Below are 11,720 nucleotides of genomic sequence, written 5' to 3'. Positions count from 1 at the left end.
ACGTTCTTTCTATCCAAAATTGAGTTATCTTAATATTATCATAATTTAGCCACAACTGGGGTGAGCAGCTGTGGGCAGGGGCAAAATTTTGCAATAAAATGCGTCATTTAAATATGGTACTATGGTAGTAATAGTAATTTGTCGTTGACAAACTAACGCAACTGTTGCAAAACGGTTACACGAGATTGGAGGTTAAGAGCTAGAATGAGAGAACAATCATGGTATCGACGCTGGCTATCAGGTAATAACTTATTGAACGGGTTAGTGGTAATTCTACTGATTTTATTGATTATTTTTTTGAGTTGGCAAGTGCGGTTTATTTTGGAGCCTATTCGTGCCTTGTTTACAGCTGTTGGGGCACCAATTTTAATCGCTGGGGTCTTGTATTATCTGTTAAGTCCTTTGGTCAAAATGCTCACGCGTTACACCCATATTCCAAGAGCGTTGGCAATTGGCCTGATATTAATTGCCATTATTGGGCTCGCTGCTGGCTTAATCACGATGTTAGTCGTTGTTTTGCGCTTTCAAGTCATGACATTTATTGACAATTGGCCAAATTATTGGCATACCAGTCAAAACTTTATTAATGAAACGTTTAAGTCCAGCCAATTTAAACCGGTACGGGAATTCTTAAATAATACCAACACTGGCATTAATCAAAATGTGATTGACTGGAGTAAAAAATACCTGACCACAGGGGTGGCTGGTATTAGCTCACTGGCGTCAACGCTGACATCAGTTGGGATTACAGCCGTATCGACACCGTTTATTTTGTACTATATGTTGCTAGATGGGCATAAGTTTTCAGGCTTTGTTGCTGAAAAGTTCCCACCGAAAGCACAGCACTCATTACGAGAATTATTAACCGATATCAGTAAGCAAATTGCTAAATATATTCGTGGACAATTGGGTGTGGGCTTGGCTGTCATGATTATGTTTGGGATTGGCTATACGATTATTGGCTTGCCTTACGGGATTTTACTGGCGATGATGGCGGGTTTCTTCAATATGATTCCATACGTCGGCTCGATTTTGGCTCAGGTGCCTGTTTTCATTGTGGCCCTCATTGCTGGTGGGCCTAAACTGCTCATTTTGGCGATTATTGTGCTCGTGATTGAACAGCCAATTGAAGGGCATGTGATTGCGCCTAAAATTTTAGGGGATGCCTTGGCGATTCATCCAGTGACCGTTATTGTGGTATTGTTAACTGGTGCGCATATTTTTGGGGTGCTCGGCGTGATTTTGGGTGTGCCAACTTATGCGGTCCTCAAAGTCCTTGTGACACGAATTTATACATGGTGGCGTAGTAACTCTGCCTTATTTAAAGAAGGAACGGAAGAAGTAGAACAATGACAAATCATATTGTGTTATTTGAACCGGTAATGCCGGCTAACACTGGTAATATTGCCAGAACAACTGCGGGAACGGATGCTGTGTTACATCTGATTGAGCCTTTAGGGTTTGAATTAGATGATAAGCATGTGAAGCGGGCCGGATTGGATTACTGGGAACATGTCCAATTGGTCAAGCATGATAGTCTCCCAGACTTTCTTGACACCTTGCGTGAGACGGATCATCTCTATTTAGTTTCAAAGTTTGCGAACTACGACTATACCCAACCTGATTATTCGGTGACTGATGGCGATCATTATTTCCTCTTTGGTAAAGAAACGACTGGCTTGCCAGAAGTCTTTATGCGCCAAAACCCAGATAAAGCGATTCGTATTCCACAAGATGACACGCATATTCGGTCATTAAACTTATCAAATACTGTGGCAATTGTCTTATATGAGGCATTGCGTCAACAAAGTTTCCCGAATTTGGAAACAACGCACACTTACGAACAAGATAAATTGAAATAAAGTGTTGACAAGGGGCGAAAATCTTGCTACTATAATATAGTTGTTTCAGTTATGAAACACACTGACCATGGCTCGTTGGTCAAGTGGCTAAGACGCTGCCCTTTCACGGCGGAATCGAGAGTTCGATTCTCTCACGAGCTATATCAAGTCGCAACTTCGGTTGCGGCTTTTTATGTTTTCAGGACAATCATTAAAAGCGAACACCAGTTTGATTTGGTTTCATGATAAAATAAAAGACATAACGATCAGATTTAGAGGGTATGGATTTTGGCAACTCGTAAAACACCGCAACGCCGACGCACAACTGCATCAACTCGAAAAAAAAGCATGAATGCTGTGATTGGCAAAAACATTGCCTTGCTTTTAAGCATCTTTTTAGGCGTCATGGGAACGTTTAAATTGGGCTTGTTAGGTGCCTACGTGGCCAATGTTTTCCGTCTGGGATTTGGTAATTTGTATCTCGGTGTACTCGTGCCACTGACGGTACTTCTGGGCTATGTGATGATTTATAAGCGGCTACCGCGTATCCCGCGGCATTTTTTGCTGGGGGCCATCATGGCGTTTGTCGCACTGTTAACATTATCGTCGTTGCTATTTTTTACCTATACCGTGAAAAACAGCAATGGCTATGTCCAAACGGTGATGACATTGATTGGTCAAGATTTTGCTAATAAATCTGCCAATACCCCCGTTGGTGGTGGGGTAGTTGGTGCCATGCTCTATAATGGCTGCTTTACATTAGTCGCTAATATTGGGACTTGGCTGCTTGCCCTAATCTTACTGTTGAGCGGCGTGATTATTTTCTTTAGAATTCCGGCGCGTGATTTAACGCAAAAAGGGATTGAAAAAGCACAAAATGGGGTGGCTTATGTGCAAGAACAGCGCGCGAACATGCCACCACGTGAACCTTTGTTTAAACGGCGGGAACGTCCCAAAAAGAGTATTACGGACTTTGGCGATGATCCATTAGGTGTGAAAACAACCAAAACTGCCACAGTTGATCCAGTGGTACCACCCGCTACCGCGCCGGCTACTGAATTTGTCGAACCGGAAATTAAATGGCAGGGACCAGTGGCGCCGACTGAAACAGCACCAACGCCGGCACCAGCTGTGTCGACCCCTAAGCCAGCAAGCGCACCTGCATCAGTGTCTGATGCAGGCGATGATGATGAACCATTGGCTTTGGCGACGGAAACGTCAGGGCAAGATAATCCAGATTATGAATTGCCAACGGCTGATTTGTTAACCAAGGTATCGCCAACTGATCAGACTAAGGAATTCCAAAGTTTGACAGAAAAATCACGTCTCGTGCATGATACGCTGTTAAGCTTTGGTGTTGAAGCAGAAGTAACGAGTGTGTCACTTGGGCCAACTGTGACCCAGTATGAATTGAAACCAGGTCAAGGGGTTAAGGTTAATCGAATTGCCAATTTGGCCGATGATTTAGCATTGGCCTTAGCAGCCAAGTCTATTCGTATTGAAGCCCCAATTCCGGGAAAACCTTATGTTGGTATTGAAGTGCCTAATGACACGCAAGCCACAGTTGGCTTCCGCGATATGATTGAACAGGCGCCAAAGGATGATGGTCATCCATTAAATGTCCCATTGGGGCGCGATGTGACCGGTAATATCATTATGGCTAATCTAGCCGACATGCCGCATTTGCTGATCGCTGGTTCAACTGGCTCGGGTAAGTCGGTTGGGTTAAATGGGATTATTATTTCGATTTTGCTGAAAGCGAAGCCAAACGAAGTCAAGTTGATGATGGTCGATCCCAAAGTGGTTGAACTGTCAATTTATAATGGGATTCCACATTTGTTGACACCGGTGGTGTCTGATCCGCGCAAAGCGGCGCGTTCACTCCAAAAAGTGGTGGACGAAATGGAAAATCGCTATAAGTTGCTCGCCCAATTTGGGAAGCGTAACATTGGCGAATACAATGCGGCGGTCGAGCAACAAAATGCGGAAGCCAAGACAACTGGCGCAGCTGTGATGCAAAAAATGCCTTATATTGTCGCGATTGTCGATGAATTTGCGGATTTGATGAGTACCGTCGGTTCCGAAATTGAAGTGTCCATTGCACGTCTGGGTGCTAAGGCGCGTGCGGCTGGGATTCACATGATTTTGGCTACTCAGCGACCGGATGTGAAAGTCATTAACGGTACGATTAAAAGTAATATTCCAGGGCGTATCGCCTTTAGAACAGCCTCTGGTATTGATTCACGCACGATTTTAGATACAAACGGGGCTGAAAAATTGTTGGGACGTGGCGATATGATTTTTGCCCCACCAGGTAAGCCAACACAGCGTGTCCAAGGGGCCTTTATTAGTAACACTGACGTGACGAACGTGGTATCCTTTGTCAAGGCGCAACAAGAAGTTCAGTATTCAGAAGCCATGACAGTAACCGATGAAGAAATTGCCCAAGATGCGGGTGATGGTAGCGGTGCAGGCAATAGTGAAGATGAGTTGTTCCAAGAAGCTTTACAGTTCATTATTGAACAACAAAAAGCCTCTACTTCATTATTGCAGCGACGTTTCCGTATTGGTTATAATCGCGCAGCTCGCTTGATTGATGACCTTGAAGCAGGTGGTTATATTGGGCCTGCCGAAGGTTCTAAACCACGACATGTCAATATTAGTGATGGTAGCTCCGGTGTAGAACACTAAAAAAGATCGACGCAAAGTCGATCTTTTTTAGTCGTTAAAGAGGGGTTTGATTTGCGCTTGAAACTGACAGTCTGGATCATTGACAAACTTGGCATAGTCTTGCCAATAGCGATCTGATAAAATCGCGGGTTCGGCAATGTTATCGGGAATATAGGCGCGGGGAATTTGCCCGTTGTCGGTGCGTGGGCCATCATATTGTTTGGCAAAGTCTTGTAACTTTTTTTCAACCACAATAGCTTGTGGCCCAAACCAGTTAATGGGTTCACGATGAATGAGGTGATCATCCGTTTCAAAGACGCCGGCTTGTTCGGGGACGGCAAATGGATGGACCAATGAGACCAAGGTTGGTTGGTGATTTTCTAAATACACAATGCCGCCCGCCATTTCTGATGGGAGGTTGGGCTGGTCATTTTTATTGGCAGCCAGTAGTATAAGACCAGTGTCATCAATGTCAAGTTTGTCGGGTTGACCGAGAAAAATTTTTAATAAGTGTTCTGGTGAAATGCTGTATGTTTTCATAATTAATCCTGAATTGTAATAAATGAGAAACGGTTAAAGTCGAATAAGCCTTGATCGGTGATTTTGAGGCTTGGAATAACGGGTAATGCCATAAAGGAAAGGGTCAAAAACGGATCAAACGGAATGTCACTGAGTTCAGCAAAGGCCGCTTGCAGTTTGTGATCATTTTCAATCACAGTTTGATAGGGCGCTTCTGACATTAAACCACCAATTGCCAAGGGTAAAGTGGTGACTTGGACGTTGTGCACCACCACTTCACCACCGCCCATGTCACGCAGTGTGTTGGCTGCCAAAATCATATCCTCATCATTAGTGCCAGCAATAATCACGTTATGTGAATCATGGGCAATGGTTGAAGCGATCGCGCCACTTTTTAAGTGCAGCCCTTTAATGATACCCACCCCGTGACCGAGGTTGTGATAACGCTCAGCAACGACAATTTTAGCGTAGGTGTCATCAGCGACAAACTGACCATCAACGGTGGGCACGTTTTCAACCAGATGCGTTGTGGTGATGTGATGCGGCATAATACCAATCACATGAGCTGGTTTTTCAGGATCCAAAGGTAGTGCCAAATCCGCCGCTGTTAAGGTGAAGTTGAGTGACTGATTGGCCAGGGGTAGCACTGTGGTTTCGGCTTCGTTATACCATTGGCCGTTAACCATGACTTTTTGGGCGGTAAAGTCGTTTAATTGATCGATAATGACCAAATCGGCGACAAACCCATCAGTGAGGGCGCCAACATCAGTTAATCCTTGAGCTTTGGCGGCGTTGTAACTGCCGATCGTAAAGGCCATGGCAGGCGACATGCCGTTTTGAATTGCTAAGCGGACATTAAAGTCAATTGAGCCTTCACGTTGCAGGTCATTGGCAGTTTTATCATCGGTTGCAAACGCAAAATGGGATTGGTTAGCCGTGGTGATTGCAGGTAAAATCGCTAATTCATCACGTTCAACGGTGCCTTCACGGACAAAAACAGCAAAACCAGCGTTCAAACGTTCCAATGCTTCCTTAGCATTTTCACTTTCGTGATCGGTACTAATCCCGTACTTACGATAAATCGCCAGCTGTTCGCGAGAAAGGCCGGACGCGTGACCATCGACCTGTTTACCCGCGGCTTGGGCGTCGCGAATCTTTTGGTGCATGTCACTATCTTCATTAAAGACCGCTGGGAAATCCATGACTTCAGCCAAGCCGTTAACTTCAGGCACACTATAAAAAGGTTTAAGCGCATCGGCATGTAGCTTGGCGCCGGCGTGTTCAAACGGCGTCGCTGGCACAGAAGACGGGAGCATATAATGAATGTGTAGTGGTGACTGACGCGCTTCTTCTAACATATATTGAATGCCGGAAACGCCGGAAACACTCGCAATTTCATGCGGATCAGCAAAAATACGCGTCACCCCACGTGGGATAACCAGCTTACCAAATTCACTGGGAGCGAGTAATGAACTTTCAATATGGACGTGGGCATCAATGAGACCAGGAACAATATATTGACCTTTGGCATCATAAGTATGTGCGGCCTGTAAGTCGGAACGTTGGCCGCGATAGACAATTTTTTGATCATCAATCCAGAGTTCCGTTTCATCAAAAGTTAAGTTGAAGACATCTAATATTTTGGCGTTAATAATATGCCATGACACGGTTTTTGCCACAATAACACTCGCTTTCAATTTTTTAATAGTTTACCACAAATGGGCGGCGATGCAGCCTGGAATATTGGGGTGATAGCAGTCGATTTCAGTCTTGATTTCAACTAGACCAATTTTTAAAATTTATTGACAAAGCAAAAGTATTGCCGTAGAATAGTGGATGTTAGGTTAATATAACGTATTGACCAATTTTATAAAGAGGGTAAATAAACTATGTGCGGAATTGTTGGATATACTGGTGTGAACCAAGTGTTGCCAAACTTGTTAAAAGGCTTGGAAAAGCTTGAATATCGTGGTTATGATTCAGCTGGTGTCTATGTCAGCAACGGATCAGCTGGTGACTATTTGGTTCGCGAACAAGGACGCGTTGCCAAGTTAGAAGAAGCAACGAAAGACCAAGGCATTGCTGGAACTGCTGGTATCGCCCACACACGTTGGGCAACCCATGGTGGTGTTTCTGTTGAAAACGCTCACCCACATATGTCAGAAGATGGCCGTTTCTATTTGGTCCACAATGGCGTGATTGAAAACTATGATGAATTACGTGAAAAGTATTTGCAAGGCGTGAAGTTGCATTCACAAACTGATACTGAAGTTGCGGTGCAATTGATTGATAAGTTCTCAAAAGAAAACAACTTATCAACACTCGATGCCTTCCGTCAAATGATTAGCTTGTTGGATGAAAACTCAGCTTATGGCTTCTTGTTGATGGATCGTGAAACACCAGATGTGATGTATGCAGCCAAGAAGAAGTCACCATTGTTGATTGGTGTATCTGAAGAAGCCAACGTGGTGACATCAGATGCTGCTGCCATGCTTGATGTGACGAAAGACTTCATCGAATTGATGGATGGTGAAATTGCGGTAATCGATAAGGATGCCGTGACATTGTTCAACGCTGAAGGTGACGAAATCTCACGTGAACCTTTCCACATTGACATTGATGCTTCAGAAACAGATAAGGGTGTTTATCCTTACTACATGTTGAAAGAAATTGATGAACAAGCTGTGGTAGCGCGTTCATTGTCACAATATTATTTTGATGACAACAACCAAATTCAAAATATTGATCCAGCCATTATTGACGCTATGAAGGCCGCTGACCGTATTTATATTGTCGCTGCTGGAACGTCTTACCACGCTGGTTTGGTTGGCAAGCGTTACTTTGAACAATGGACTGGTAAGCCAACGGAAGTTCACATTGCTTCAGAATTTGCTTATGACCAACCTTTGTTGAGCGAGAAGCCATTCTTTATTTTCTTGAGTCAATCAGGAGAAACAGCCGACTCTCGTGAAGTGTTGGATAACGTGATCAAGCAAGGTTATGGCTCATTAACCATTGCTAACGTGATGAATTCAACTTTGACACGTGAAGCTGACTTTGCCTTGCCATTGTTGGCGGGCCCAGAAATTGCCGTGGCCTCAACAAAGGCTTATACAGCCCAAATTATTGTGGAAGCCATTTTGGCCCATGCCGTAGGTGATTGTGGCCTTGACTTGAAGCATGAAATGGCGAAGGTGGCAGTTGAAATGCAAGTCATCATCGATCAAAAAGATGAATTCAAGGCAATTGCTGAATCAGCTTTGCGTGGTCGTCATTCAGCCTTTTACATTGGTCGTGGTTTGGATGCCGCAGTTGCCGTTGAAGCAGCCTTGAAGTTGAAGGAAATTTCATACGTGCAAACAGAAGGATTTGCTGCTGGTGAATTAAAGCACGGGACAATCTCATTGATTGAAGAAGGCACACCGGTCTTTGCTTTGTTAACACAAGCGAAAACAGCTGGCCTTGTGCGTGGTGAAATTGCGCAAGTTGCAGCCCGTGGGGCAAACACAATTGTCTTTGCGACAAAGTCATTAGCAAAGCCAGGGGATGCTTACGTTTTGCCAGAAGTTAATGAACTTTTGATGCCATTGTTGGTGGTGATTCCAGCACAATTGATTGCTTATTATGCAACGCTTGATCGTGGTTTGGACGTTGACCGCCCACGTAACTTGGCGAAGTCAGTGACAGTGCAATAAGTCCGAAACGTGATAAGAAAATTCTTATCACGTTTTTTTTTGTGCCAAGACAAGACATCTGGTAAAATAAATGAGATACCATTGCGCTTTTGCGCATGAAGGAGGGGGCCTCTTGGCGCTTTTTAAAACAAAAACAGATCCTAAAGTTGTACCAGCACAACTTAAAATTCCTGACCATATTGCCATCATCATGGATGGTAACGGTCGATGGGCTAAAAAACGCATGATGCCGCGGATTGCGGGTCATAAAACTGGGATGAATACCGTTAAGCGGATTGCAACAGCAGCCAGTGATCTTGGCGTTAAAGTCTTGACACTTTACGCTTTTTCAACGGAAAATTGGTCACGACCTAATGATGAAGTGAACTTTTTAATGCAGTTACCCATTGATTTTTTCAATGATTTTGTCCCTGATTTGATTAAAAATAATATTCGCGTCGAAGTGATGGGGAATATTACCCAGTTGCCGGAAGGCACACAGCGGGCGGTCCAAAATGCCATCACGCAAACTGCTGGTGGCACCGGCATGGTGTTAAATTTCGCACTGAACTACGGTGGGCAAATTGAAATTGTTGACGCAGCTAAACAATTGGCACAACAAGTGTCAGCTGGCGACCTTGATCCGGCTGATATTACCCCTGAGAATTTCTCCGCGGCCTTACAAACGGCTGCTTTAGGGGCGCTTGCCGCACCTGATTTGTTAATTCGAACGTCAGGCGAACTGCGTTTGAGTAATTTTATGCCTTATCAAGCAGCTTATGCCGAACTTTATTTTACGGATGTTTTGTGGCCGGACTATACGGCTGACGATTTGCTGGAGGCTATTGCGTCGTTTACCCGACGTGACCGTCGCTTTGGCGGTTTAAATGAGACGTATGAAAGTGAGTCCTAAGATATGAAAACACGTGTCATCACGGCCGTTGTGGCCTTAATTGTATTTGTACCACTCTTGATTATTGGCGGTATCCCGCTACTTTTGTTAACTTTGGCGATGGGCATTGTTGGTATGAGCGAAATCCTACGCATGAAACATCGTTTCTTGGTCTCGATTGAAGCTTTGATTGCCTTTGTTGGGGTGGTTGCCTTGATCTTACCTAACCAATTTTGGCAAGGGGTACCGGTTGTTCAAAGTGCGCATGTTGTTTTCTACATTCTAGCGTTCCTCATGTTGCTCAATACCATCATTGTGCGTAATCATTTTAATTTCGATGATGCGGGCGCTTTGACACTGGCCATGCTTTATATTGGGACTGGCTTCCATTATTTCTATCAAGCAGATAGCGTTGGCTTAGCGACGGTGATGTTTGGGATGTTGATTGTTTGGATTACTGACTCAGGGGCATACATGGTAGGCCGGGCGATTGGCAAGCACAAGCTGGCCCCTAAAATTAGCCCCAACAAAACATGGGAAGGGTCAATTGGTGGTAGTGTTGTTGCCGTCATCATTGTCCCAGCGTTGTACACGATTTGCCACTGGTTACCTGCTTATAATTTTATTGAATTGTTGGCCTTTACGGTGCTCTTATCAATTGCGGGTCAGCTTGGTGATTTGATTGAATCAGCCTTTAAGCGTCACTATGGTGTGAAAGATTCAGGCCACATTTTGCCTGGTCACGGTGGCATTTTGGATCGTTTTGATTCAATGTTGATTGTGATGCCATTGATGTCACTTTTGGGCATGTTAGGATAACTTATGAATTTAACAGCCATCATTGCTTTTATTGTTATTTTTGGGGTCTTGGTGACCGTTCATGAATTTGGCCATTTTATTGCCGCTAAAAAAGTTGGGGTGCTTGTCCGTGAATTTGCGATCGGGATGGGGCCTAAATTACTCAGTTGGCGTCGCAACCATACAACTTATACCATTCGTGTTTTACCGGTTGGTGGTTATGTACGGATGGCTGGGATGGATGAAACACCCGACTTAGATGCAGGTCAACGCGTTCGTTTAATTTTTGATGCGCAAGGCATTGTGACCACAATTGACACCCGTATTGAGGAATTGGGCGAGGGGGTACCGTTTCAAATCGATCGATTTGATTTGACTGATGCGCTCACATTGACGGGCTACCGTGCAGACGAATCTGATATGGTGACGGTCAACGTTGACCATGATGCAACCATCATTGATAAACAAGGCATCGCCGTACAAATTGCGCCGCGTGATACTTGGGTACAAAGTGCTAAAGTTTATCAACGGGCCTTGATCAACGTTGCAGGACCAGTCATGAATTTTGTCTTAGCTTTGGTTGTTTTTTGTTTACTCGGCTTCTTACAGCCAAGTGTAACCTTGAATCAACCAATCATTGGGACAGTCCAGCCTAACATGCCAGCGCAACAAGCTGGGCTACGGCCAAATGATCAAGTGCAAACGATTAATGGCCAAAAGATCCATTCTTGGGAACAATTAGCGACAACCATTAGTCAGTCAACCAGTCAAAAGTTAACCCTATCCGTGCTACGGCAGGGTAAGCCAGCAACACTGACGTTGACCCCCAAGCAAGTCCAAGTTGACAGGGTGACGACGCGTTTAATTGGCGTGACACCAAAAACGTATACCGACTTTGGCGCACGCCTAAAGTATGGTATATTAGCAACTGGTAGTACCACGCAGCGCATCTGGTATGCCATCACCCATTTGTTCAGTGGTGGCTTTAACCTCAACAAACTCGGGGGGCCAGTAGCCATTGCGAAGACAACCTCAACGGTTGCCAAAACTGGTTTCTTAAATATTTTGGTTTATATGGCGATGCTATCGATTAATTTAGGGATGATGAATTTGATTCCAATTCCGGCCTTAGATGGCGGCAAGTTGCTCTTGAATTTGATTGAAGCCATTTGGCGGCGACCATTACCAGAAAATATCGAAAATGCGGTAACCGTTGCTGGGGCAGCCTTTATGGTGGTCTTGCTGGTCGCGGTAACCATTAATGAATAACTTAGATAACTAGTTGTTCAAATAATACGGCGCTTAGCGCCGTACATACTGTAAAAG

Annotated in this window: 9 protein-coding genes and 1 tRNA gene; 8 read left to right on the top strand and 2 right to left on the bottom strand. The window is 44.5% G+C overall.

Annotation, left to right across the window (positions count from 1 at the left end; translation table 11 throughout):
- Window positions 1–204 precede the first annotated feature (204 nt).
- The 4 genes from ACW12G_RS04060 to ACW12G_RS04045 all read left to right on the top strand — a co-directional run bounded on the left by ACW12G_RS04060 (window position 205) and on the right by ACW12G_RS04045 (window position 4,532).
- Window positions 205–1,353 carry an AI-2E family transporter gene (locus tag ACW12G_RS04060; protein ID WP_029509210.1) on the top strand — a complete coding sequence of 383 codons (1,149 nt, stop codon included), beginning with the start codon at window positions 205–207 and terminating at the stop codon, window positions 1,351–1,353.
- Window positions 1,350–1,862, top strand: coding sequence for a tRNA (cytidine(34)-2'-O)-methyltransferase (locus ACW12G_RS04055; RefSeq protein WP_010000283.1), 513 nt, complete (start codon window positions 1,350–1,352; stop codon window positions 1,860–1,862). The genes ACW12G_RS04060 and ACW12G_RS04055 overlap by 4 nt, the downstream gene beginning before the upstream one ends.
- Window positions 1,863–1,931: 69 nt before the next feature.
- A tRNA-Glu gene (locus ACW12G_RS04050) sits at window positions 1,932–2,003 on the top strand.
- Window positions 2,004–2,129: 126 nt separating this feature from the next.
- Entirely contained in the window at window positions 2,130–4,532 is a 2,403-nt protein-coding gene (locus ACW12G_RS04045; protein ID WP_455647330.1) for a DNA translocase FtsK 4TM domain-containing protein, read from the top strand.
- 27 nt (window positions 4,533–4,559) lie between these two features.
- Here the strand turns inward: ACW12G_RS04045 and ACW12G_RS04040 are convergent, their stop codons facing one another.
- On the bottom strand, window positions 4,560–5,051 hold the full coding sequence (locus ACW12G_RS04040) for a hypothetical protein (RefSeq protein WP_455647329.1): 492 nt from the start codon (window positions 5,049–5,051) through the stop codon (window positions 4,560–4,562).
- Window positions 5,052–5,053: 2 nt separating this feature from the next.
- The gene (gene ade / locus ACW12G_RS04035; protein ID WP_455647328.1) at window positions 5,054–6,709 is read right to left on the bottom strand and encodes an adenine deaminase; all 1,656 of its coding nucleotides are present in this window, start codon (window positions 6,707–6,709) and stop codon (window positions 5,054–5,056) included.
- A 210-nt stretch (window positions 6,710–6,919) separates the two neighbouring features.
- Between ade and glmS the strand changes: the two genes are divergently transcribed.
- The 4 genes from glmS to rseP all read left to right on the top strand — a co-directional run bounded on the left by glmS (window position 6,920) and on the right by rseP (window position 11,663).
- Complete coding sequence (gene glmS / locus ACW12G_RS04030) at window positions 6,920–8,725, top strand: glutamine--fructose-6-phosphate transaminase (isomerizing) (protein ID WP_455647327.1); 1,806 nt, start codon at window positions 6,920–6,922, stop codon at window positions 8,723–8,725.
- Between the two features lie 112 nt (window positions 8,726–8,837).
- A complete protein-coding gene (locus ACW12G_RS04025) occupies window positions 8,838–9,617 on the top strand; it encodes an isoprenyl transferase (RefSeq protein WP_029509216.1) in 780 nt (259 codons plus the stop codon).
- Between the two features lie 3 nt (window positions 9,618–9,620).
- Entirely contained in the window at window positions 9,621–10,415 is a 795-nt protein-coding gene (locus ACW12G_RS04020) for a phosphatidate cytidylyltransferase (protein WP_029509217.1), read from the top strand.
- A 3-nt stretch (window positions 10,416–10,418) separates the two neighbouring features.
- Complete coding sequence (gene rseP, locus ACW12G_RS04015; protein ID WP_455647326.1) at window positions 10,419–11,663, top strand: RIP metalloprotease RseP; 1,245 nt, start codon at window positions 10,419–10,421, stop codon at window positions 11,661–11,663.
- The last annotated feature ends 57 nt before the right edge of the window (window positions 11,664–11,720 follow it).

The organism is Leuconostoc sp. (assembly GCF_965300815.1).
The sequence above is the reverse complement of the archived record's forward strand: the minus strand, read 5'-3'. Positions and strand labels throughout refer to the sequence as shown.

Bases quoted from the DNA above. Each gene is read 5' to 3' on its own strand.
- ACW12G_RS04060 (WP_029509210.1), top strand. From the start codon at position 205: ATGAGAGAACAATCATGGTATCGACGCTGGCTATCAGGTAATAACTTA.
- ACW12G_RS04055 (WP_010000283.1), top strand. From the start codon at position 1,350: ATGACAAATCATATTGTGTTATTTGAACCGGTAATGCCGGCTAACACT.
- ACW12G_RS04040 (WP_455647329.1), bottom strand. From the start codon at position 5,051: ATGAAAACATACAGCATTTCACCAGAACACTTATTAAAAATTTTTCTC.
- glmS (WP_455647327.1), top strand. From the start codon at position 6,920: ATGTGCGGAATTGTTGGATATACTGGTGTGAACCAAGTGTTGCCAAAC.
- ACW12G_RS04020 (WP_029509217.1), top strand. From the start codon at position 9,621: ATGAAAACACGTGTCATCACGGCCGTTGTGGCCTTAATTGTATTTGTA.
- rseP (WP_455647326.1), top strand. From the start codon at position 10,419: ATGAATTTAACAGCCATCATTGCTTTTATTGTTATTTTTGGGGTCTTG.